This window comes from Ignavibacterium sp. (genome assembly GCA_032027145.1).
Classification (GTDB): domain Bacteria; phylum Bacteroidota; class Ignavibacteria; order Ignavibacteriales; family Ignavibacteriaceae; genus IGN3.
In genome coordinates this window covers 1,525,617-1,550,437 of sequence record JAVSMP010000001.1, presented here as the reverse complement: position 1 = coordinate 1,550,437, position 24,821 = coordinate 1,525,617, and the positions used below count along the sequence as shown (strand labels likewise).

General features: G+C 33.8%; 20 protein-coding genes. 5 read left to right on the top strand and 15 right to left on the bottom strand.

Translation table 11 applies throughout. The features are described 5' to 3' along the window. Nucleotide 1 precedes the first annotated feature (1 nt). Complete coding sequence (locus ROY99_06375; protein ID MDT3696002.1) at nucleotides 2–1,111, top strand: FtsX-like permease family protein; 1,110 nt, start codon at nucleotides 2–4, stop codon at nucleotides 1,109–1,111. Further along, entirely contained in the window at nucleotides 1,101–1,790 is a 690-nt protein-coding gene (locus ROY99_06370) for an ABC transporter ATP-binding protein (GenBank protein ID MDT3696001.1), read from the top strand. The genes ROY99_06375 and ROY99_06370 overlap by 11 nt, the downstream gene beginning before the upstream one ends. A gap of 322 nt (nucleotides 1,791–2,112) precedes the next feature. On the opposite strand, the gene ROY99_06365 is transcribed toward ROY99_06370, so the two are convergent. The 12 genes from ROY99_06365 to ROY99_06310 form a co-directional block, all read right to left on the bottom strand. Further along, the gene (locus ROY99_06365) at nucleotides 2,113–2,568 is read right to left on the bottom strand and encodes a HEAT repeat domain-containing protein (protein MDT3696000.1); all 456 of its coding nucleotides are present in this window, start codon (nucleotides 2,566–2,568) and stop codon (nucleotides 2,113–2,115) included. A 1,165-nt stretch (nucleotides 2,569–3,733) separates the two neighbouring features. Beyond that, nucleotides 3,734–4,723 carry a hypothetical protein gene (locus ROY99_06360; protein ID MDT3695999.1) on the bottom strand — a complete coding sequence of 330 codons (990 nt, stop codon included), beginning with the start codon at nucleotides 4,721–4,723 and terminating at the stop codon, nucleotides 3,734–3,736. A 25-nt stretch (nucleotides 4,724–4,748) separates the two neighbouring features. After that, nucleotides 4,749–5,144 (bottom strand): hypothetical protein, encoded by a 396-nt coding sequence (locus tag ROY99_06355; protein ID MDT3695998.1) that lies wholly within the window; start codon nucleotides 5,142–5,144, stop codon nucleotides 4,749–4,751. A gap of 27 nt (nucleotides 5,145–5,171) precedes the next feature. Further along, nucleotides 5,172–5,681 (bottom strand): hypothetical protein, encoded by a 510-nt coding sequence (locus tag ROY99_06350; protein MDT3695997.1) that lies wholly within the window; start codon nucleotides 5,679–5,681, stop codon nucleotides 5,172–5,174. A gap of 34 nt (nucleotides 5,682–5,715) precedes the next feature. Beyond that, the gene (locus tag ROY99_06345; protein ID MDT3695996.1) at nucleotides 5,716–6,117 is read right to left on the bottom strand and encodes a hypothetical protein; all 402 of its coding nucleotides are present in this window, start codon (nucleotides 6,115–6,117) and stop codon (nucleotides 5,716–5,718) included. A 141-nt stretch (nucleotides 6,118–6,258) separates the two neighbouring features. Continuing rightward, nucleotides 6,259–7,836 carry a T9SS type A sorting domain-containing protein gene (locus tag ROY99_06340; protein MDT3695995.1) on the bottom strand — a complete coding sequence of 526 codons (1,578 nt, stop codon included), beginning with the start codon at nucleotides 7,834–7,836 and terminating at the stop codon, nucleotides 6,259–6,261. A gap of 40 nt (nucleotides 7,837–7,876) precedes the next feature. Further along, nucleotides 7,877–10,042, bottom strand: coding sequence for a YCF48-related protein (locus ROY99_06335; GenBank protein MDT3695994.1), 2,166 nt, complete (start codon nucleotides 10,040–10,042; stop codon nucleotides 7,877–7,879). A gap of 20 nt (nucleotides 10,043–10,062) precedes the next feature. After that, complete coding sequence (locus tag ROY99_06330; GenBank protein MDT3695993.1) at nucleotides 10,063–12,327, bottom strand: YCF48-related protein; 2,265 nt, start codon at nucleotides 12,325–12,327, stop codon at nucleotides 10,063–10,065. 31 nt (nucleotides 12,328–12,358) lie between these two features. Continuing rightward, nucleotides 12,359–13,729, bottom strand: coding sequence for a T9SS type A sorting domain-containing protein (locus ROY99_06325; GenBank protein MDT3695992.1), 1,371 nt, complete (start codon nucleotides 13,727–13,729; stop codon nucleotides 12,359–12,361). 36 nt (nucleotides 13,730–13,765) lie between these two features. Beyond that, complete coding sequence (locus ROY99_06320; protein ID MDT3695991.1) at nucleotides 13,766–15,253, bottom strand: T9SS type A sorting domain-containing protein; 1,488 nt, start codon at nucleotides 15,251–15,253, stop codon at nucleotides 13,766–13,768. 309 nt (nucleotides 15,254–15,562) lie between these two features. Beyond that, the gene (locus tag ROY99_06315) at nucleotides 15,563–17,005 is read right to left on the bottom strand and encodes a 5'-nucleotidase C-terminal domain-containing protein (protein ID MDT3695990.1); all 1,443 of its coding nucleotides are present in this window, start codon (nucleotides 17,003–17,005) and stop codon (nucleotides 15,563–15,565) included. 95 nt (nucleotides 17,006–17,100) lie between these two features. Next, nucleotides 17,101–17,448, bottom strand: a complete 348-nt coding sequence (locus tag ROY99_06310) for a hypothetical protein (GenBank protein ID MDT3695989.1) — start codon at nucleotides 17,446–17,448, stop codon at nucleotides 17,101–17,103. 448 nt (nucleotides 17,449–17,896) lie between these two features. Here ROY99_06310 and ROY99_06305 point away from each other — a divergent pair, with 448 nt between their 5' ends. From ROY99_06305 to ROY99_06295, 3 genes are all read left to right on the top strand, one after another. Then, nucleotides 17,897–18,511: a hypothetical protein gene (locus ROY99_06305; GenBank protein MDT3695988.1), complete on the top strand. Its 615-nt coding sequence runs from the start codon at nucleotides 17,897–17,899 to the stop codon at nucleotides 18,509–18,511. A 200-nt stretch (nucleotides 18,512–18,711) separates the two neighbouring features. Next, complete coding sequence (locus ROY99_06300) at nucleotides 18,712–21,156, top strand: ATP-binding protein (GenBank protein MDT3695987.1); 2,445 nt, start codon at nucleotides 18,712–18,714, stop codon at nucleotides 21,154–21,156. Between the two features lie 41 nt (nucleotides 21,157–21,197). Beyond that, on the top strand, nucleotides 21,198–21,878 hold the full coding sequence (locus ROY99_06295) for a response regulator transcription factor (protein ID MDT3695986.1): 681 nt from the start codon (nucleotides 21,198–21,200) through the stop codon (nucleotides 21,876–21,878). Between the two features lie 29 nt (nucleotides 21,879–21,907). Here the strand turns inward: ROY99_06295 and ROY99_06290 are convergent, their stop codons facing one another. The 3 genes from ROY99_06290 to ROY99_06280 form a co-directional block, all read right to left on the bottom strand. Continuing rightward, nucleotides 21,908–22,474: a hypothetical protein gene (locus ROY99_06290; GenBank protein ID MDT3695985.1), complete on the bottom strand. Its 567-nt coding sequence runs from the start codon at nucleotides 22,472–22,474 to the stop codon at nucleotides 21,908–21,910. Next, nucleotides 22,461–23,975, bottom strand: coding sequence for a hypothetical protein (locus ROY99_06285; protein ID MDT3695984.1), 1,515 nt, complete (start codon nucleotides 23,973–23,975; stop codon nucleotides 22,461–22,463). Before ROY99_06285 ends, ROY99_06290 begins: the two co-directional genes overlap by 14 nt. Before the next feature lie 96 nt (nucleotides 23,976–24,071). Beyond that, nucleotides 24,072–24,746: a hypothetical protein gene (locus ROY99_06280; protein ID MDT3695983.1), complete on the bottom strand. Its 675-nt coding sequence runs from the start codon at nucleotides 24,744–24,746 to the stop codon at nucleotides 24,072–24,074. Between the last annotated feature and the right edge of the window lie 75 nt (nucleotides 24,747–24,821).

Here is a 24,821-nt window from a genome sequence, read left to right as displayed (position 1 = left end):
CATGTTTTATACAATAAAAATATTACTCAATCATCCAACGAGATTTATTCTTACAGTTATTGGAATTGCACTTTGTATGATACTTATGCTTTTTCTTTTCGGAATTTATAAAGGAGTTGCTGATGGATCTGTTGAATACATTCGCGAGAATAAAGTTGATTTGTGGGTACTTCAGAGAAATTCGACAAATATTTTGAGAGGCACTTCGATTCTTTCAGCTTATCAAACCGGAAGAATCAAAAAGAATGAAAACGTAATAGAGGTGTCGCCGGCTTTGCTTTTGCTAACTACTGTTAAAAACAGCGGAAAACGTTCAACTATTTTTTTAGCTGGTTATGATATTGAAACTGGACTTGGCGGACCACCGAAACTAATCAAAGGAAAAAATGTTAATGCTGATAATGAGATTGTACTTGATAATTCTTTTGCATTAAATAATGGATTTAATGTCGGAGATGAACTTATTATTCTCGAAGACACATTGAAAGTCTGTGGAATTAGCAGCGGCACAAATGCGTTTGTTATTCAATATGCCTTTACAACGCTTGCAGAAGCGCAATCGCTGTTGGGCTTTCCGGGAATCGTTACTTGTTATCTGGTTAAATTGAAAAATGGAAGTGATGTGAACGAAACAGCAGCAGAAATTCAGGAATTAATTGCTGGCTCTGTGGTTTATAACCACAATGATTTTCTTGAAAATAATATCAAGGAAATGGAATCGGGATTTCTTCCAATACTTTATGCTGTTGCTTCACTCGGCGCAATAGTGTTAACTACAGTTTTGAGCCTTATACTTTCAATCAACATCCTTGAAAGGAAAAAAGATTTTGCAGTAATGAAAATTCTTGGTTCGCCTTCAGGATTTCTGCCTAAATTAATTATTCAGCAGGCTGTATTTATCAGTTTGATTTCAGGAGGACTAAGTTTAATACTTTACTTTCCGCTTGTATCAATTATTGAAAAACTTTCTCCGGAAGTAAGTACGATTACAACTCTATCACAAATTCTTATAGTGCTGATAGTTGGTTTGTTGATGGGTGTCCTGAGTTCTATCATTGCATTAAGCAGATTGAGAAAAATTTATCCGCTGGAAGTGTTTTATGAAAGATGAAAATGAAAATATTGTATCACTTCAAAATGTGAGTAAGTCATATAGGATAAATGAGCATTCTTCAGTTGGAGTAACAGATATTACCTTTGAAGCAAAACATGGTGAGCTTGTTTTGTTTCTCGGTCCAAGCGGAAGTGGAAAAACAACGCTGCTTACACTAATCGCCGGACTTCTTAAACCATCAAATGGTATAATTAATTTGTTTCATAAGCCAATCGAATCTTATTCAGTTTCAGAATTACAAAAGCTCAGAGCTGAAAGATTAGGATTTATTTTTCAGACTTTTCTTTTGATTGATTCACTTACGGCTTTGCAAAATGTTGAACTTGTTCTAAAGTTTGCTTCCAAAAGTAAAAGAGAAGCCAGAAGAATTGCAGAAAATATTTTTAGAGAATTGAATATCGAGTATCTCGCTGATAAACTTCCAACTGCAATGAGCCAGGGAGAAAAACAAAGAGCAGCGGTTGCAAGAGCAATCGCAAACAATGCCGAATTGATTTTGGCTGATGAACCAACCGCAAGTTTGGATACAGAAAATGGTTCAATAATTATTGAACTGCTTAATGCCTATGCGAAAATAAAAAATAAATGTGTGATAGTTGTAAGCCACGATCTGCGTTTGAAAGAATATGCTGATAGAATAATTTATTTAGAAGATGGTAGAATTATTAATGCTTAAAAAAGTCCATTTGCTCTCTGAGGGATTTGAATTATTATTGTGGAGTTTTTATTGCAGATATTAAGTTTCCAGCCTTCATACAGATGGAAGATTGCTTTTCTTATCAAATCCCTCCCAAACTAACCACAACGACTATTACTACTTTTTTACTTTTGGTTGAACTTTTTAGTTATTCTTTATTGATTGGTTTTTCTGCAAATATTATAATTGAGCGGCAGTGAAAAATTGATAATGAGCTGTTGGAGTATAATAAAAATTTGTAGTCCAGAAATAAAAAAGCCTGCACTTAACGAATGCAGGCTCAGTTAGTTTTCCAGGCAATTTAATTTTTCCTTGCAAGCCATCCTTTTTCCTCAATTTGATTTTCATTTTCTTCTAATTGATCCAGATAAGCCAAATAGAAAATAGATGAAAGTCTCCTTACCCGATCACTTTCATCGAACCTTCCGGCTTGTTTAACTGAGAAGATTGCTTTTGGTGTTCCGATTTTGAACAGTGCCAAAGCTGCACTTATTCTTACCGATTCAGACTCGTCATTATTCAAAACTCTCTGTAATGGAATAACAGCATCTTCTATTCCTAACTCGCCAAGCTGATAAGCACAGCTTGATTGTAATCCATCGTTATCAGAGTTTAAACCCTGTATGAGACTTGCAATTGTGTTCTCGCTTAAATCTTTCATCTTTGTGGCTGATGATTGAGCAGAGTTTTCATCAACAAAGATAAAGAATGAAAGTAATGCGAAAAGAACCACTGCGATTGATTTTGAGTAAAACATTGTGCCTCCATAATATTGTTAATATTGAATTGAATTCAATAGAAACTTAATTAATGAAGAAACTGTAATTGTCTGCTATAAGTAAAATGTATGTAAGAGTGTTTGCTTAATGAAAGACTATTTAGTCCCTATGGATCTTTGCTTATTGGTGGTCAAATTTTTTTAGAAATATTTTGCCCCTAACAGAGCATTCATATACTCATTCCTTGTTTTTTTTGTTACTAATCCCATAGCGATTGAATATTTATAGTTGGATACAGAGAAATAAAAGATTAAACCCCGTCAGGGGTGATATATAAAGCAGATTATTTCTCGTCTCTAAACCATTTAAGGAAAAAACTTGACCAGTAATGTATCTCGATTCATCTGATGCAAGAAAAACACAGGTATCTATCTGATCTTCGTGTTTTTCAGTCTTATAAAAAATTTCCATTTATTGGTTCTGTGTTACTGCAATACTAACCACGTATCTTTTAACTTTTTGCGTAGTCGTTTTTTCCAGTTCATTCTTTTAAATATAAAACTTTTTAATTTGCCTGAAGGCTGACAGTTGGCTATTTGTTTCTTTAACTGCATCTGTAATAATCTGGTAATCAACTCTGGTGTTATCTCTATTCTATTTTTTGTTAAGTGTTCAATGACGCTGTTGTGTCAGGAACAACAAAAGCTGTTTTTCTCTCATCGTGCTTTTCATCTTTCTCACCATAAACCATCAATTCGAGCACAAACTGATTGCGGCTTATTAAATCTTCTACTTGTTCCGGATAAACATTTTCCCCATTGTCAGCAATAAAAGCATTTTTCTTTCTTCTGTAAATGAATCAGAATCGTGAGTGATATTCAGAATATCTCATTGAACCAGTCCTTTATCAACAGGAACATTACAAATCTGAATAAGTGGCTTTGAAATCGGGTAATCTGTTAAATCCTCCATAGCTAGCTTGATTAAATATTTTCAGCTGACTTTAGAAGCATATTTTGGATTGGTTCAATTTGCGGAACTGAAATAGTTTAAGCTTTGAGGAATGCCCACTCGCGCATTCTCATTGCATAATCTCTTGAATTAGGATATAAGATTAGTAATCAATAATTAATCAATTGTCGAAAAAAAATAATTTCTTTCTAATATTTTAATCATCTGTTTCATATTCAGGGTTTCGAATTATTATAACGTAAAATCAACCTGCATCATTGGCAGAATAAATAAATTTTCAGTTGACTTATTTAATCTAGTTTCCAAAAACACTCGTACACCAATTAGTAATCTACTATACTCATTGAAATTGAAATAAATCCCTGGGGTAAAGTGGACGAACCCTGCGGATGTTTCTCCCCGATAGTCATTAGTAATTGTTTCATTAAATACAAAAGGAGGAAGAAAGAACCAATCGTAATCAACTGTTTGTGGTTGAAAGTCTAATAATGATTGAACACTATAACCACCGTTTATAAAAATATTCAGCAGCCAATTATGTTTTGCTGTATTGAATGTAAAATTTATAAACGGATCAAAATAGGTTTCCTGATCAATATCATGATAAAACATCACATAATCATAGGAGGGACCCCACAAAGCAGTTGTTTTAACTTCAGCTATAGTACTTGCATCGTAAGAAATGCTTTGAATATGCAATCCAACATCGAGCCGGTAAGCCATTCCGTTTTTTACTCCAAATAATCCTATTCCACCCGAACCTCCCCATAGTGATTTATCGTTACCGCTGGCATAACTGACTCCTGCAAAAAGTGCGAAGTTGCGACTGACTTTGAAATCGATATCTAATCCTGCAGTAACATTAGCGAAAGACCAAGTCAGGTTTTGTCCTTTATAGGGATAATTGTTTACACCTGGAGTTTTTTCATATGAAATAGTTCCATCGTTGTGATAAATAGTATCTACCTGATAAAATCCCTGAGAATTTACCATAGGTGTTCCTTCAGTTTTTGCTTTTACTTCTTTTTGAGGATTATATGCAAATCGCATCGAAAAAGAAACAGAGGGTGTATCAGTACTATCTGAAATATGAATAGGTGATTGATTTATTGGACCTGTAACTTCAACATCCTGAAGATAAAGTCTTTCAACTGTTGAGCATCCAATTAAAAAAACAGTAAAAAAAAGTAAAAAGATAAAATTCTTAATAATGTTTTTCATTTGACGATTGCTCCTTTCTATTGTGTTAATTGACTTCGAATTCAGATAATATTCTTAAGGTGAACACACTCACTCCTACAACAATAACTCCAGCAACTAGACCGATGGTTGCTCCATTATTAAATTTTTTTTGTTCAAAGCTGGTAATGTCTTTTATTGGAATTGAACCCTTAAACGGAATAATGGGACTAAGACTCTCGATTGCTCCTTTTCCAAAAAGTGAATCATTAGAGATTGAAAAGTTCCCGGGCGCAAAATGATATCTTGTAGAATCATTAGTTGTGCAGAAAAGTTCTTCATTAAAATCTAATTGATAATTACCTTTATCTAATTCTTCCTTGTTCATCACAGCCGAATAATAACAGCCGCCTAAATTGAGAATTGATATAATTAGGAGCGATATAAAAAATCTTAAAAGCATATTTACCTCCATTTGATTAATTGTTAATTAAAACAGGAAACCAAAACTCAGTCCGCCTGTTGGAATAAAATCAGGATCAGACTCTTTACTATACAGTGGAGTAAAAAAGATTCTGAATGCAAAACCGGCTGGGCTCGTGTATCTATATCCAATAACACCGGTCATAAAAATTAATGATTGATCGCCAGCAGGCAGACCAAAAATCTCAACATCAGTTCCTGAAAAGTAAGTAGCACCTAAACCAGCTTCGAATTTTGAAGACACACCACCGATGAGATAGCTTATTGTAAATGGAATATGAATGAAAGTACCCTCGGCGAAAATTATCCCGGGTGTAATACCGAATCCTCCTCTTATAGTGAAATTATCTGATAAAAATCTTTCATAGTTGACGGAATAAATGAGACCATTTCCACCTAACTCGAGATAGAGTTGATTAACCCTGTCAGCAGATTGCTGAGTTTGAGCTGATAAATTATTCTGCTGAGTTAAATTTAAAATCGAAAAAATAATTGATAGATAAATAAAAAATTTCATTTTTAAGTCTCCCTTAAAAACAAACTAACTAAATTCATTTATAAATTCCTCTAAGATTTCCAACAGCAAAATTCGGATAATCATTTACATTCACATTTGAGGAAGAGTAAGTGATGGTCCAGAATGTGGATTCATTTTTAGCAAGTGGAACTCCAATCTGCGTATAGTTTCCTCCAAGTTTTGTTGTCTTTGATGAGTTGGTATAAAACTGGCACTCAACATACCACGGAGAGGTTACTTGTGAGCTGCTTTTATTCTTTACAGTTCCTTTTGCAACCAGCCTGCTATTAGGTGAATCCAGATAAGTAGTGTCCACTGCAAATGACAGATTTGGAATAGAAGTATCGTCTTTTGAGCCAACAACTGGTTCACTTTCATCACAGTAAGTAAATAGTAAAGAAATCAATACAAAAAGGATTGTTGATATTTTTTTCATTTTATTACCTTGATTGATCATTAAATTAAAATTGATAAGATATCTGCTTACCTTCACATATCTATCTTATCGCTATGCGATTATAGTTTTTTAACAATCATCCTTTTTCTGAGAATTGTCATGAATTTGTAAAAGTTATTTTTACTTTATTAAAAGCATATGTTTTGTTTCAGTGAATGAATCTGTTTTAAGTTGATAGAAATATGGACCACTTACGATTTTACCCAGTGAAAAAACAATCTCATAGCTGCCAGCAGGTTTTTCTTCGTTAACCAGCGTAACGATTTCTTTTCCAAGAACATCAAATATTTTTAAAGAAACATTTGTTGTTTGAGGCAATGAATATATAATCGTTGTTGAAGGATTAAATGGATTTGGAAAATTTTGAGATAGATAAAATGAATTTGGAGTACTGGTTTCATCAATAACATTTACTATCAAATTTTTATAACTTGGTGGTGGAGAAGCGAATTCAGGAAAATTTGTTATCTGTGGATTACTAAAAACACCTAACAGAATTTCAAGCGTTTCCTGAGAACCCGGCAGTTCGTGATGTTTTATGTTGGAAACATAATAAGTGTGTTCAAAAATTTTACCATTAATTAACTCTGCACTGCGCAATGGAACCGTAAAATCTCCATTCAGATTTCGGGAATATTCAACCGAATTGCAATATGTGGGGAAACCACCAGTAATTATCGTATTCTTTCCAATGGTTAGTTGGTTGTGTCCAACTATATTGAAAACATTTATCTGACCGAAATCAACAGTATCTATATTTTCTTTGAATATTTCTGATGCATCGAGTAGCCCGTCATTTAATGTCTCAATTCCCAAAAGACAAGTTTCATAATCACGGAGGTAGTTAATAAGTTCCGAGTAGTTTAAATAATTACCACCAGGTATTTGAAAACATTGTGTATATATATCTATATCAGTAGAAACACCATTATTAAATGATAAATCAAAATAGCTGGAACTGGGAATTAACTGATAACACGACGGAAGATTTCTTGCTAATGATCTTGTTACTGGCCATTCAATTTCATTAACAAAATTAAGCCACTCAAAAAGTTTTCCTTTTAACATTACTGTTAATACTTCAGGTGCACCGAGATTTGGAGTTGCAATGAATACTATATTTTTTATTCTGAACTTATCGAAATTATTTATACAAGTTTTGGAAACAATTCCACCCATACTGTGTCCAACTAAATTAACCTGATTGATACCTGTCCAGTTTCTTACACTATCAATAAAAAAGGATAAAAGTTCTGCATTCGTTGAATTATTTTTTCTCCAGTCGTAAGTAAAGCAAAATAAATTTTCTCCTTCATTATGATTATCATCATAGTCATCAAGGAGATATCCATTAGCTTCCATATTATCAAAAAATCCTTTGAATAAATCCATGGGTACATCAAGCAATTCATCTCTGAGCGTGTTTGCAGTATCATTTCGCAAAGGTGCAACTTTGATATTGTAGTTCCCGTCCGGATCAATTCCATTTGTCTTCAACCAAAGACAATGAGTGATAAATTGAGGACCGAACCAGGCTTTCTCATCTGGAGCCAACTGGTTATTATTATTAATATCATCGTAGAGCGGAGAAGCCATTATTCCAGGAACGTAAATAACAGGAAGTGAATCGAGAGTTTGAGAAAAATAGTGTGAACCCGATATTAGACTGATGGCGATGATTTTGTACAAAGATTTCATTTATGAATCTTTCTTTTATAAATTTTATTTCAATATGATTTTATCTCAACAGAATCATCTTCTTCGTCTCAATATAATTTTCAACTTTCAACTGATAGAAGTACACACCACTTGGGAATACACTAGCATCCCACTCAACTTCATAACTACCTGCTGGTTTATATTCATTAACAAGTGTTGCAACTTCATTACCAAGTACATCGTAAACTTTTAAAGTTTGATGACTGCCTACCGGTGACTGCCAACTAATTTTAGTGCTTGGGTTAAACGGGTTGGGATAGTTTTGTTTTAGAAAAAAATCATTTGGCAATGAATTTGTTATGTTATCTTCTACATGAACAATTTGAATTCCTTTTTTTGTACCTAAGATTACACCTTCTTCTCCTATGACTACAGCATTATTATTCTCTGAAAATCTAATATCATAAAAGTCTATTAAAGTAGGGCTGAACTGTTGATTCCAGGTATCTCCTCCGTCAGTTGTATATAATATTAAGCCTGTTTCTCCAACAGCGGTACCATTTAATGGATCCTTAAAAGCAATTCCTGATATATATGTACCAGAGCCTGCAACTATTTTTTCATTCCAGGTTTGTCCCGCATCTTTTGATATATAAATTTTTCCACCTGATCCCGATAAAGCGATGTTACTATTTCCAAAGAATGTTCCATTCCATAACCATCCAAAACTAAAATTAATTGGATTCCAATTATCTCCACCATCTGTGGTAATAATTGATGACCCTGCATTGGCAATAATAATTCCATTTGACTGATCCTTAAATATTATTTTTTCTAAATTCCCGCTTGTATTGCTATTGACTGAAAACCAGTTAGATCCACCATCTGTGGACTTTAATAATGTTCCTTGATATCCTGATAAGAATGCTTTGTTGCTTGAAATAATTTCCACGTCATTCAAATAAATATTAGGAGGAATGGTACCTTGGTGCCAAGTACTACATCCGTCTTCTGTATAGAATATAAGATAATCACCAATGATCATTCCATAATTTTCATTTAAAAAATCAATGCTTGCCGTGGAATAAATTAACGGAGAATTTTTCTTTATCCAGGTCTCCCCTCCATTATCTGTATGTAGTAATATTGTTTCGTTTTCATAAAAATCTGTACCGACTGTATAAAAACTTGAAGAGTCAAAAGTGCTGATATCCGTAAATGATGGAAAAAATCCGCTGCTTAATCTAATCCAATTATTGCCTGAGTCATTAGTTTTATAAATTCCACCTGCAAAACCACCACAAACTGCATTGTTCGAATTAATAAATGATATGCTATTAAGTCCTCTCAGAAATTGGAATGATAAATCTGTCCAGGTTTCTCCACCATCGCTGGATCGTAGAGCGATTGGCTCCCTTCCACCAAAATAATCATCATTACCACCAACGATCATAATGTTTTGTAAATCGATGAATTCAACGTCAAGTAGTTCTTGTAGAGTATCGGATACCGCAATTTTTGTCCAAACCAGACCACCATCAGTCGTTTTAAGAATAGTGTTTTCTGATTGATTCCAATTTTGTCCTACAGCTATTCCATTCATTGAATCGAAAAAATCTATAGCAGCTATATCGTTGTTTGTACCAGACTGCACGATTGACCAATTCTCTCCATTATCAGAAGTTCTCAGAATTAAACCGTCATTTCCTATGATACAACCATTTTGATCATCAAAAAATTGTATACCACTTAGATTTTTATTTGTAGGTGAAGAAATATTTTGCCAGTTATATCCGCTGTCAGTAGATCTAAATATTTTACCAGAACTTCCGATTGCGTAAAAGACGTCTTCAGAATTTTTATCTAAATCAGTTATATACAAATTGTTGAAAGTAAATGTTGAATCCCAACTGAGTCCTATATCTTCTGATTTATACAATTTTGTTCCGCTAAGAGATAAATCAAAAGCGAGGGCAAACAAATAATTAACCGAGTCGAAATACTTTAAATTTGCAAAAAAAATATTTTCACTTATATAAGAAATATTCCAAGTTAATCCGCTGTCCGTAGATTTAGTAAGAACACCTGATAATCCTCCAGCGACTATATTATTTTCATCAAGGGCAATGATATCCCGGATGTGATTACCCTGAGGTAATGGATTTTGCCAGAACCACTCTTCTTGTGGAAATATATCATAGTGGAAGATTAAAATTAGAACAGAGAGTTTAATTAAATGTTTCATTATGCCTCCTGAGTTAATAGTTATTTCATTAAAATCATTTTTTTAGCCTCATTAAAATTTCCTGATTGAAGTTGATAGAAGTACACACCACTTGGGAATACACTAGCATCCCACTCAACTTCATAACTACCTGCTGATTTATACTCATCAACGAGTGTTGCAATTTCATTACCAAGCACATCAAAAACTTTTAATTTAATATTACTGCTTACTGGTAACTGATAACTGATTACAGTTCTTGGATTAAATGGGTTTGGGAAGTTTTGAAATAATAAAAAATTATTAGGGAATTGATTGGTAAAATTATTGCTTTCTATGAATGTACTTCCGCCATTAGTAGTTTTGTAAACAAATCCAATCGTTGGTTCTCCAGCAATATTATTACCAGCGACATACCAACCAGTATTTAGATCGTAAATGAAAATTGAACTTCTAGTTCCGGGTAAAAAGGCCTGTAAATCCCAACTAGATCCACCATCTGTTGTACAGAATAACGATGAACCTAAAGAATTGTAAATTTCATCAGTCAGAATCCATCCATAGTTTTCATTTACAAATTGTATTGAGGTAAATGCCGGACCCAATGGCCAAGGGTCGGGCGAAATTTGGTTCCATATATTCCCACCATCTGTAGTTTTTATGACAATGCCATGTTCACCAACTACATAGCCAGTCTGTTCATTAATAAAATCAATATCGTATAAAAGATCGGGAAGGTTCTGAGGTGAAACATCTATCCAGCTTTGAGCACCGTCAGTCGTTTTTATTATTCTTGCTGCATTGCTTGAATAGCCAATGACCCATCCAACATCCAGGTTAATAAAACATATTTTTGCCGGATTAAATGAATATCCTGTTGATACTATGTTCCAATTTTCTCCGGCATTTGTTGTAAAAAGTAACTCACCATTATTACCGCCAACACTTGCCCAACCATAATAATTGTTTATAAATTGTATAGAAGAAATTCCATGTCCGGGAAATGAATATTGATTCACCCAAGTATTACCATTATCGGTAGTTCTGCGGATGGTACCTTCGTAAGTCAAGTAATTAACTCCAACAATCCATCCGGTAGATTCATTTACAAAATCCAAATCCAGAAACCAGGAATCTGTGGTACTATCTGAGATTATCCAGTTACTTCCACTGTCAGTGGTTTTAAGCACATAGAAAGTAGCTGAAGTACCTGAACCTTTGCGAGCAGTTACAAACCCAATCTCTAAGGAAGGAAAGTCAACTTTGTTCAATGAGAAGGATAACCATTCAGTCTTCAGTGCCCAATTTTCACCACCGTCTAAAGTTGTCTCAATGGTTCCCCAGGATCCAACAGCACAACCGAGATTTGCATTCGTAAATTCCAAATTACTCGTATTTACACTATCTTTCTGCGCTGACCAATTAAGTCCACCATCTGTAGATTTAGAAATAGAGGTAATTGGATTAGGAAAAGAGCTAGACCACAGTAGCCACCCCACATTTTCATCAATGAAGTAAATATCAGAAAATGATTCCATTCCTCCTGATGTGGTTAACTGCTGCCAGGTTACACCTGCATCGGTTGTTTTAAATATTTCGGTTCCACAAACCCAACCAGTGCTTTTGTTAATAAAGTTCAAAGAATGGAAATAGGCTTGATATAATGGTGTTACGTTTATCCATGTTGCTCCACCATCTGTAGATTTGTAAACACCTCCTCCGCTTCCATAGCCTACACACCATCCGTTCAATAAATCAGAAAAATAAATTTCTTGTAGCCAAACATTTGCTCCACAATAGTATTTAATCCAACTGTTTCCTCCATCTGTAGTTTTAAACACTTTACCAGAGTCAGCAGCTGCCCAACCGTTCATTTGATCGAAGAAGAATGCATCTTGCAGTAAATCACTTACCTTAAATTTTTTAGTCCAAGATATACCAGCGTCTGCTGTTGTCAGAATGATACCATATTCCTTAATCAAAGCACTAGGTTCATATTCTCTTTCTCTCCCACAAATAATCCCGAAATTCTCATTTACAAATTGGATCCTAAAAAAATTACATTTAGGATTAATGGTACTTAAATTCCAATTATATCCACTATCGGTTGAGTTCAAAACCACTCCGTTATTTCCCACTGTCCAGATATCATTTTCATTTCTGTAGCAGACAGATAAAAGATGACTTCCTTGAGGCTTAGGAGTTTGGCTAATCCAACCTTGTTGTGCGATGGCATCAAAATATTTTGTTGATAGCGTCCAAAGAAGACAGCTGCAAAACAAATACAAATACATTTTATACTCCATTTAATCCTCCATCAATTTTCTTGTTTATTAGTTACTTGATTAAAATCATTTTTTTAGTTTCCAAAAAGTTTTCAGTCTTCAACTGATAGAAATAAACACCAGTTGGATGATCACGTGCATCCCACTCAACTTCATAACTACCTGCAGGTTTATATTCATCAACAAGAGTTGTGATTTCATTACCAAGCACATCGTAAACTTTTAAAGTTTGATGACTGCCTACCGGTGACTGCCACCTAATTTTAGTGCTTGGGTTAAAAGGGTTGGGGTAGTTTTGATACAAAGAGAAAACTAAAGGATTAATCTCTTCGTTATCAACATCTGTTGTTGTGTATAAAAGAATTTGTCTACTATCGTTAACCCATGTGCCGTTCCAAATCTGATAAATCCTGTGAGTCAAATTTGAATTTCCGTCATATTCATATGTCCAAAGGGAATTGATATACCAGTTGTTGTTAGACCATAATTCTGTTAAATCATTTAAAGGAATATTAACAGAACGGTACGTAGTTGTAGTACGGGAGTAGTTTATCCATGAACTTGATCCTGAGTCCCAGTCCTGCCACAATCCTTCCACTATATTATTATTCTGATCATAAGCGAATAGCAGATGAGTTATATTTTCCCAACCACCAAAAGGGTTCCAATACTGTAATAAAATTTCACTCAAATACCCGGATTGATTGTAATTCGCAACCAGCTTTAATACATTAATCCAGGTTCCGAATATCCAGAAAGAAACTGATATTGAAAGACTATTATCTGTATAAGTGTAAACATTTCGTTCCGAATTTTCCCAGCCTATTCCGTCCCATAACTTATAAACCTCTTGAGCAAGCTGATTATTGTTATATGTAGCTGTCATCAGTTGGTAATTTATCCAGGAATTATTATCCCAATCGTAAGTAGTGATGGTCGAAACCTGACCAAAGGAATTATAGTTATAGACACTTTTTAATGAATCAGTCCATACACTGCCTGATAGGTATTGTAATTTCACCTGGTTTAAATTCAGAGATGAATTATAATCGTAAAGATGTTTAAGAATTTCAACCCATTGAGAGCCTACCCAGTCTTTATCCAGTTCCTCACTGATTAAAGAGTATTCATTGTAAGTGAAAACAACATTTGAATCGTTTATCCAGTTTACACCATTCCATTTTTGAAAGGTAAGATCATTCAAAAACCAATTGTCCATAAACGAATTATTAGGTACTAATTTTCCTTCGGGATTTATGAATGAAATAACTTTACTAAGAGTACTGTCTTCATTTCCTAACAATCTTTGATTTATCGTATTAATAGAGTTCCTGAACACCTGATATTGTTCCTGTGAATAAATTACTTTTGTTTCCAGTAGAATCAGAATCAAGATAGATACTGTTGTTAATATCATTTTCATTTTAACCTCTTCTCATTATTAATTTCATATGTATAGCTATTTTATTAAAATCATTTTCCTTGTATCAACAAAACTTTCAGCTTTCAACTGATAGAAGTACACACCACTTGGGAATGCACTAGCATCCCACTCAACTTCATAACTACCTGCTGGTTTATATTCATTAACAAGTGTAGCAACTTCATTACCAAGTACATCGTAAACTTTTAAAGTTTGATGACTGCCTACTGGTGACTGCCAACTAATTTTTGTACTTGGGTTAAAAGGGTTGGGGTAGTTTTGTTTTAGAATGAATTCATTCAGAACCTCAGATTGCTCATCCGGTACTGAAGTTATTAGCCCTGTTTCTATCGCAAACCAGAAAAGCAAACCCGCAGTTGCACGAATAGCATAAGGAAAAGTTTTATCCCGAATGTTTTCCAGATTTGTATTGCTCCACGGTCCGTTCCATGTAGTTGGATCGCCATAACCCGAAATGTTTAACGAATTAAGAAAATCTAATTCCTGCGATCTTGAGTTTCCGAATAAATTATTATTTCCATTTCCAATTTCATCAGGTCCATTGCTTCCAAAATGATCTGATTGCTGCTGCATCGTGTAAATCAAAAAGTGTAATGGATCATTATCAGTTGTATACGGGTTGATATAATTTCCTGCGTTGGAAGAATTCCATTGAAGGTAAGGTTGACTTGAACCACCCATCCAGTTTTCATAACTATCGGATAATAAACCATGCTCATCTCTGTGAGTATGTGCAGGAACACTTTGGTCGGCTAAAAGATGACACATTCTTCCAAGCACTTCCCATGCTATTCTATCTCGAATGTTATTTGTCACTACGATTTCGGGTGCTTCTTCAGGGTTAATGAATTGAAGTGTATTAAGATCAAACACGAAATATTCTCCGCTCTGATCTGTAAGTAAATTCATTTCATGGTACTTATAGAATTCGGTAATTGAAAAATATTTTAGAGGTATTCCGAATCTTGCTGGAGGTGTAACTATATCAGGTATGATAACCAGTTGATGTCCATTTATCTTATTTACACACCAAAGAGAATCAGGGAACCATAAAACCCAATCACCGTTTGAATATCTTAACAATTTATCATAAGCATTTTCGTATGGTCCGATGTTAAATGATGGATATGGAGGAAACGGCAGTACAATGGGAAAAAGATTTTCTGTTAGATCACCATCATCAGCATCCCAAAAGTGTGTGATACTTACTAATGCAATATTTACACCCTGAACAAAAACAAAATCATAATTGAATATTGGGTCTTCAATATCCTCTCGCCAGGCACCTGTACTAATAAAAGGTTTCTGCCATGCATAATCTCCATAAAATTCTGAGCCAATTCCACCTATGTGTTCATTCATATCAAATATGATTCCGCCTAATTGGTTTACCAGTAGCTGATAAGCCTCAGTAACGATATATTGATGAACATGTTGTGAATGCGGCAGTAAAATTTCTGATGTCATTATAAACACAAAGTAAACAGTTTTATAAATTTTCATTAAATATTCTCCTGATTTACCATAAGATTTTTCACTTATTTTATCAGCTGAATCAAACTAATAACAATGCTGGGTTTATATTTTCAACAACGAGTAATTTTAATATCTCAACAATATCTTTTACTTTATTATTTAAGTTTGCTCATTAGTCCGGTTTTCTTATCAGTACAACACCAAGAATATGGCACAGTAATAATATGACTCTTCAAATAATTTAATATGTTGTGTCAGAAGTGGTCACCCAATATATTAGTTTATCACAATCTGACTTGTAGTTTTGTTTTATTCTACCTCAGATATCATTTGGCACTATTTCGTTAAAATCATTTTCCTGGTTTCAACATAACTGTTAGTTTTCAACTGGTAGAAGTACACACCACTTGATACACTGCTTGCATCCCATTCGACTTCATATTTTCCCGCAGGTTTATATTCATTAACAAGTACCGAAACTTCACGACCAAGCACATCATATACTTTTAATATTTGCCAACTGCCTATCGATGATTGCCAACTTATCTTCGTAGTCGGATTAAACGGATTGGGATAGTTCTGTTCAAGTCTAAACTCTTTTGGAGTTGTTCCGTTATCAATTGATCCTAAATCTGTTACTACATTTCCTTTATATTCCGGTGAAATTGTTTGCTTATTGATAATGTATTCTGATAATACCTGAAATTCTGATGAGTCAGTGTATAGGTATGGATCTATAATATTGATGCTTGTTCCGATTATAAAAGGGTTGCCTAATGCATAATAAAGGAATTCATTGGTAGTTATAGAATACACCGTCTGCGGATCCAGCGGGATATCTCCAACTTTTACCCATACAATTCTTTGACCAACCGGATTTTCCAAATTATATGAATAGCTCATACCTGAAACTTGTGGGAGTAGTTCATCATTGTATTCAGCATTTGAAAGTCCGAACTCTAATCCCGCAATAAGATCAGCACCGGTAAGTTTTATTTTAACAATCCTGTATCCAAGTCCGTTGACTTCATTAAAACCATAACCTACAACTCTAAAAGCATCAGCGGCAACAAGCGGACCCTCATAAATTGGCTGTGCAGTCAATCCGCCGACAGTAATTCCGATTTCTGTTTCAGTCTTCCATCTGTAAGCATCAGTTACAATATTTCCAATAGGTGTATCGTGTGCTCCATCTTCACCGAGATTTGTGGCAACTTCTTCAAAGAAGGCTGTAGCAGTTCCAATCTGCTGAGAATAAACAGGTCCCCAGGTGTTTTCGATTTCAGTCATTAGTCCATCTACAACTGCTTTGACAGTTGGCTCTTCAGGAACAGATTCATCAAGGTCTATCAAAGTATAATTTATTAATTCCATATTATTACCCGAAACTGCAATTTTCATTTTACCAATACATTTGTAAAATGCATCAGCCTGGACAATGTAAGTCGTTCCTCCAAGCGGATCAGTAACCTCTACCGGTGCATCTGTTCTTAAATGGTCGTGCCCGCTTAGTATAATATTTATACCAGGAATGTTTGCTGCTAAATCCTGATCGTACAGGATTCCAAGATGAGATAGACAAATAATTAAATTGCAGCCTTTACTGGTAAGTGTATCCAGCATTGCCATTGCTGTAGCTGCAATATTTGTATCAACTATTGCTGGTGAAGGAAGTGAAAAATAATTTGTCTCCGGTGTAATAAGACTGAATATTCCAACCTTAGTGCTGCCATATTGTATGATAGTATAAGGAAAGATGTAATCCTTTAATGGCTGCACCTGCGGATCATCAAGAATAAGATTTGAAGATAAAAATGCGAACCCGGAACCTGGAGGAAATGAATTTCTTAAAGCTGTATCAAGTATTGCGGGAGTTAAATCAAACTCGTATTTCCTATAGCCATTGCATCAAAACCTAAAGATGCCATTAACTGAAACTCAGCAACACCAAAGAATTTGTTAAAGAAAAAGTCACCGACAAAAGCATCACCGCTGTGCAGAGTAAGAACATTCTGCTCGGTCATTTTTGTCATACCGATTATAGAAGCTGCGCGACTTATTCCACCTTGTGTCCCTGCTAATCCAGCAGTTCTTGGTCCTAATGGTGCTAAACAAGAATGGGTATCGTTTATGTGGAGAATAGTGATTGTATCAGTCTGTGCAAATGCAATTGATACGAATAAAAAAGATAACGATATAACGAAAAAGTATGTTCTTGACATGTGTTAACCTCATTGTGTTTTTTTGTTCAATATGAATTATCTCATTAAGCCGGATTTATTTTTGCTGTAAGAAATCTAACATTCTGATTATAAGCAGTTGTCAAGGAATTGTCATGATGCTGTAAAAAAGTGCCGTATCACTGATTTATCGAGTAATAAAATACATTTGACTGAAAATATCTGATAAGTACTTCATCAGATTTTTTTCAGTTAACCAATATTATAATTCGGGTAAGCAGAATATAATTTGTTCATTTAAGGAAAAATCAATGTGAATTAATGAATATATGAGCCTTCCTGTTCATCCTGTGTAGCTCAAATAACCATCACAAACTTCATCTGATTAGAGCATTTTAATAATGAGTTTTTACAACACTTTGACAAGTTCATGACATTTAATTCTTTATTTTCATTCATTTATGACGGGTAAGTTTTCAGAATCTATAATATGAAAAAGAAAGTTTATATCATTCAGCCAACTTACCGCCTTAAGGATGGTAAATTGATTAAAGAACTTCCGTTGAATAAACCTATGAATGTTGATTATTACCACAGACAAGTTAAGGGAATACATAATGCCGGAATTCACATTGGTGCATTCTTTATGCTTGGTTTGGATGAAGATGATGAATTCACTTTCGACAATGTGTATTCTTTTTTTCAGGAAAATAAAATTGAAGTTCCGTATGTGCATATTTATTTTCCTATCCCCGGCACCGCAATGGCAGAAGGTCTGAAATCAGATGGAAATATTTTAGAAAACTATTTCGATGATTACGAATTCAGACAAACTAAATTCAGTGCACCCTGCAGCATTGCATATTTTAAATCTGCCGGTTTATCAAAAGCAGAGCTTGAAGCAGGGTTTGTAAATCTGTTTACAAAAACTACAAGCCTGAAGAATATTATCAGAAGAGTATTAGTATCGTATATAAGAATTGCTGCACTGATTCTAAAAATGAATATGGAAGCAAGGAAAAAAGCTAAATCAATGCGAAGAAACATATTAAAACCTGAATCAAGTGTTATCAGTTATATACCATCAGGATTAAGTAAGGTATAAGAAATTATATAAATAACAGATATTTATTAATAAACTATAAAAATCGTCAGCCGGTGCTGATTAATTACTTCAAGCCTCCAGTAAAGTTAAATATTTTGAAAAGCCTTATTGCACTTAAAAGATTTAAAACTTAATTTCTTAGCAGCATCTTTTTACTCAATAAGGTAACCAGAGTTAATCCTTTATATTAAGGAGGTAAAATGAAGAGTGCACTTAACAAAAAGTCTGCACTTTTACTTATCGAGATAATAATTATACTTGTTTGTGTTGGTGGGTTCTACCTTAATGTCCTGAAACCAAATCTGCCGTTTGAATTAAATTACAGTGACAGTCATCTTATTATTACTAATGTAGATGATAATTTAACCGGTATAAAAGATGGCAGTATTCTCTTGTCTGTTGATAATCTTCAGTTTAATGACTGGGAAGAATTAGAACTTTATCTTGACGGCAAAAGAATTGGTGAAACGGTTAATATTAAAATCGAAACTGATAATCAGATAAAATCTGCTTCAGTTCAGCTAACAAATTATTACAACCTCTTTACTCTCATAATTATTGCAGTTGTGGGTTTGATTTATATAAGTATTGCGATGTTTGTAAGAATCAGATCCCCGGAAAATTATTCTGCCAGATTATTTCATCGTGCAAGTATTAGTCTGGGAGTGGTTATTGTAATAACAGCCGGAACATATAATCTTGAGTTTTATGGTTACCTTAGCAGAATAATCTGGCTGTTTATTTACAGCCTTACTCCGGTCCTGTTTATTCATTTTACTTCATCATTCGCCAAGAAAAAAGTAAAGCGAATGAGATATATTCTTTGGTATTTTTATTTTAGTGCTCTCGCCAATTCAATAATACTTAGCTACCTTTTTCTTAAAGCTACTCTTGGCGGAGATTTCGAATACATCAGATACTATGTTGTTTTCTTCGATTCTTTTTTCAGATTGTTTTTAATTACCTGCATTATGATCGCAATTTCAATTTGTATTTATGCTTACAGGTCATCAAAAGAGATAGATGAAAGAAAACGTCTCCAATGGCTGCTGCTTGGATATTTTATCGGACCATTCAGTTTTATAATTTTTTGGGTTATCCCGCTTTTCTTTCTTGAACACAGTCTTTTACCTGAATCAGTTATTTTGATATTTCTTACTGCTATTCCGATTACCTTTAGTATCGCAATAGTTAAGTATCATCTTATGGATGTTAATCTGATTATCAGAAGAAGTTTTGTTTATACTGTTGTGCTCTTTGCAATAATTATCACTTATGTGTTACTTACATCTGTAATTACTTTTTTCGTTGAAAATTTAAATCCTGCTGTACCAACTGTTCTTACAGCAATTGCAACAGTTGCTCTGCTTCAACCAGCTAAAAATCTTATTCAAAAGTTTGTGGATAAAAGATTTTTCAGAATTGAATATGATTACCGGAAAGAACAGCAAAGATTTTTTGAAGAAATGAAAAATATCTACGATATAAATTCACTGGCAGAATTGATTATTAAAAATACCACCAATTTAATTCCATCAGATAAAATTGGATTTTTTATTCTCGATAAATCTGATTCAAAAATCAGAATTATTTCTGACAAAGGATTTGAATTGCTTCGCGGCAGAAGTATCAGGTTTGACACAGAAAAACTGAAAAACAATCTTGTCCTTCCTGTTGCGGTAAGTGATAAAGTAGAAGCAGGCATAAACATCGAATCAGCTGATGTCAGAGTTTTTAAAAGATGGGGAATGACACTCGTATTTCCAATTAAATCACCTACAGGAATTATTCATGCATTTTTAGTTATGGGTGAAAAAAAAGCTGGAACAAGATATTATAAAGATGATATTGACTTACTAAGTACTGTTACTGTTGCTGCCGCACTTGCGATTGACAGGATTTTATTGCAAGAAGATCTTATTCGCCAGAAACTTGAAGCTGAACGTCTCGAAGAGTTGAATGAATTAAAATCGTTTTTTATGCAAACTATTACTCACGAACTTAAAAATCCTCTCACCTCAATAAAAATTTTTACTGAAAAGTTGAAAAACCATCAATTGCCTGCAAAAGATAAATCTGAGTTTTATTTGAAGGTGATAAACGGTGAGAGCAAAAAACTTAACGGACTTATTGATAATATTCTGGATTATGCTAAAATCGAAAAAGGAATGCAGACTTATCATAAATCCCGAATCAATCTGATCCCGGTTATTCATCAAGCTGTTAATTCAGTTCAGTATCAGTTTATGATTAAGAGACAAAAGTTAGAGCTTATAATTAACGATGACACTATAAATATTTTTGCTGACGAAGCGGCTGTTGAAAGAGCTATTTTGAATTTACTTACTAACGCCTCTAAATACTCTTGCGAAGAAAGTAAAATAATCCTTTCAGTTGCAAAAGTTAATAACTGTGCGATTGTAGAGGTAATTGATAATGGATGTGGAATTTCTTCTGAAAATTTAAAAAATGTTTTTGAACCTTTTGTAAGATTAAAAGATGATATTAACCGAAAAATAGAAGGCACCGGTCTTGGTCTTGCAATTGTTAAACATATTATGGATGAGCATTGCGGCAGAATCGAAATTAAAAGTGAATTAAATAAAGGAAGCAGCTTTTCATTGTATTTTAAAATAGAGCAATAGTCTGTCTGGTAATAGGAATATTTAATCATTAAGGAGGCGAGATGAAAAAATTATTAATTATCGAAGATGATCCGGCTATCTTAAAAGGACTCGAAGAAACTTTTTCAGAAGAACACTTTCAGGTAACTACATCAATGTCAGGTCAGATGGGATTCGATAAAGCAATGCATGAAAGTTTTGATCTTATCATTCTTGATTTAATCCTGCCGGATAAAAATGGAATTGATATCTGTAAAGATTTGAGAAAAAACGGAATCAGCACTCCGGTTTTAATGTTAACAGGAAAGAAAGAGGAAATTGATAAAATTATAGGTCTTGAAATTGGTGCTGATGATTATGTAACAAAACCTTTCAGTCTTAGAGAAGTTGTTGCAAGAGTAAAAGCATTATTAAGACGTCCTCATGAATTAAAACCAGAGATAGAAGAATACTTTTTTAATGATGTTTATTTTAATTTCAAAAAACAGGAAGCAAAAAAAGGCGATAAGCCGATTGATTTTTCTGTACTGGAATACAAAGTAATTAAGTATTTTGTTCAAAGAGAGGGTGAAGTAATTGACAGAAACAAACTGCTTGATGAAGTATGGGGATATGAAAACTATCCTTCAACAAGAACAGTTGATAACTTTATAATGAACCTTCGGAAAAAAATAGAAGATGATCATTCAAATCCAAAACACTTGTTAACAATTCATAAAGCAGGATATAAGTTTGTGAAATGAATATTAATATTCAGAATGATTTTTATATCCTATTCCTCAAAATTCGAATAAAGCTTAATTTGGTTTAAGTCAGCTTTGTCAATTCCTTGTGGAAACCTTGCAAATTGCTTCACTTCATTCCAATATGCATCATCAGGATATTCCATTTCATAATTATCTCTTGACGATTCACTAATTGTAACTGGAATTCCCACTGCAAGCCATAACGGAGCAGTAACTACCAGGAAAAACCCATTTGAAATAGTACTTAGTGTACCCAGAATTGTCCAAGCTGAGTAACTCTTTGTTTTCTTTTGATATAATTCAAGAGTGCTATTTCTTATAATATTTTTAGGAATTTGATAGACTGAATCGTAAAGTAAGTAGATTGTTGTACTGTCAACTGAAATAAATTCACCGCTGTATTGCATGGAAGTTTCTTCAGTTTGTAAGTTATTGGGCTTAGTAACAATTGTAATCCATCCGCCGTAAATATTTGTAGGTATATCTTCTGCTTCAGACAGCCATCCGTTTGGCGCATAACTAGTTGCACATCCCAAAAAAATAATTGGAAATATAATTGCCAAAAGGTAAAGTAATTTATTATGGTAAAACATATTTGCTGCTCCAAAATTTTTCTTCCATCTCAGCTTCAATATTCTTGAACTGAGGTGCAAGATCTTTATAAAATTGTTGTGGATTAAATAGCATTTGAAAAACTTTATCAGGGTTTTCTTCTCCTAACCATTCCTGTCTCATCCATTCAAGATAATAACCCTGACTCTCCATAAATAATTCATAATTATCATAGTCTTCAGGTAATATGTAATTAAGAAAATACTCATTTCCCGGATATGTTATCAAAACAGAATCCGGATTAGTAAGCAACTCAACTATATTACTATTATCAAAAGATGAAGGTGTTGAAGAAGTTGGAGGAATCATTACTGGTTTAACTTCATTGCCAATATCAGCAATTGCCAGATAGTCTATCCGCCAAAGTCCTTTAGCCATTCTCAATCTTATCTTTGATGATGAACTTTCGGACCCACGATAAATATTCTTGTTTAATGGAACTATTTTAATATCAGTAGCAATCGGACCAGTTTCACCAACTTCACCAACTTTTTCCCATTCACCTTTTTCATTCTGCATCAATACATCAATATTACCCAGAACTGAGCGCGGATTTTCCAGAAGGGATTTGAACTGTGCCCCGTTGCGCTCAACATTAGCTAACCAATCTCCGGCAGTTGATCCGAGATAGGCTAATGTCTGATAAAAAAGAAAAGTAGTAAGTAATGTTTGTCGTGCGGCAATAACAATTCCGGGATTGTTTGATCCGCGAATATCTAAATCAACTTCAATAGTTTCCCTTTCAGCTAAATTAATCGAATCAGCATTACTAAATCTTTCAACTCCATCAAACGAACAAAGCTTTTCTGATATATTTCCTTCCGGAGCAACAATCGAATTTGCTTCTCTTAAATTTACTGCTTGATAAAACTTTCCATCTTTAGTAGAAAATACCCTTCCATTATCTGGTTTTTGTAATGCTAATAAATTAGCCGATCGGATTACGTGTGTTTCGTATGCCTCATTTCGTAATTGAATTGAAAAATTCCGGTTATTCGGTTTAACTCTGTATAACGCATCCAGATCTCTTTCTTCTAAAGATGGTAAAATACTTGATGAAAATCCTTCAGTTTGAACAATGTAATCATCATCATTAAAAGTATAAAAAGTGGGGCAGGAGCCAAAACAAGCTTTCGGATTAGCAATACAAATAATTGTAAATACTCCTGTAATTATTGTTAAAGCAGCAAGTAATCCACTGCCAGTAGAATTGATTTTATTTGTCTCAGCCAAAACAATATCCTTCATCGGTACTTTATAATTATTTTCAGCAATCAGCTCTCTGCTTAGATTAAATAGTTTACCTTTACCATTAACAGTATCAGCATCGGTGTCTATTAACCAATTTTCTAACACATACAGATCTCCATTTTGCATATGTAGTTTTAAGTATGGTAAATCCTCCGATCCCTTAATTGGTTCAAATTGTTCAGGCGGTTGTAATATTCTTCCGATCCTCGAATCTCCGCATGCGGTTTGCAAAATTAATCCAATATTAATCAGTATAATTATAGACTGATAGGAAATTGAATTAATAAAATTTCGAATATTATTCACTTTTGTCCTCTCTAATTATTTTCAAAATAATATTGAATATCCGAACGCAATTGAAAGAGCATCTATACCCGATTCTGTTTCAGTTGATGTCTGACTATATGAATTGCTATATGAGTATGAGTTAACATTACTATAGGATTTATAATTTAATTCCAGTCGCATTACTAACCCCGGATTATGTGCCAGCTTAATACCGAGGGCAGCATTAAATACTTTTGTGTCCAGAGAATTATCAGATGAACCACCATAATAATTGTAATCGGTTAAATAGTTACCCAATCCATAGCCAAGCTTTATATAAGGAATAACTTTATTGCTCGAAGTTCTAATATTGTAAGTAAGATTAGCTAATATTGAAACTGAAATTTCATCAGAACTAATCAAGTTAATTTCTAACTCTGGTTCAAAGCTTAATCCATCAATAAAATAATAACCAATTGATGCACTTAATAAAAATAGAAAATCTCTGCCGGAATGGTCAGAACTATATGTGTTTGTAGAGTAGGTCGAATCATAAAAATTAAAAGACTTGTCTGTATTAGTTGAATGATAGCGAGAAAATGCCGCACCGAGACTCGTTGAGAAATTAACTTCAAAATCACCCTGGCTGAGGAAAGAAATTGATTTAATTTCTCTAACCTGAGGGAATAGATTGGCAATCAAGAATAATACAATTAAAATTATTTTTGTTTTCACTTCTATATCTCTAATTGGTCTTGTGGAAATTTAGAAAGTTGTTTATGCTCAATTGTCAGCGAATTGTAAAAATAT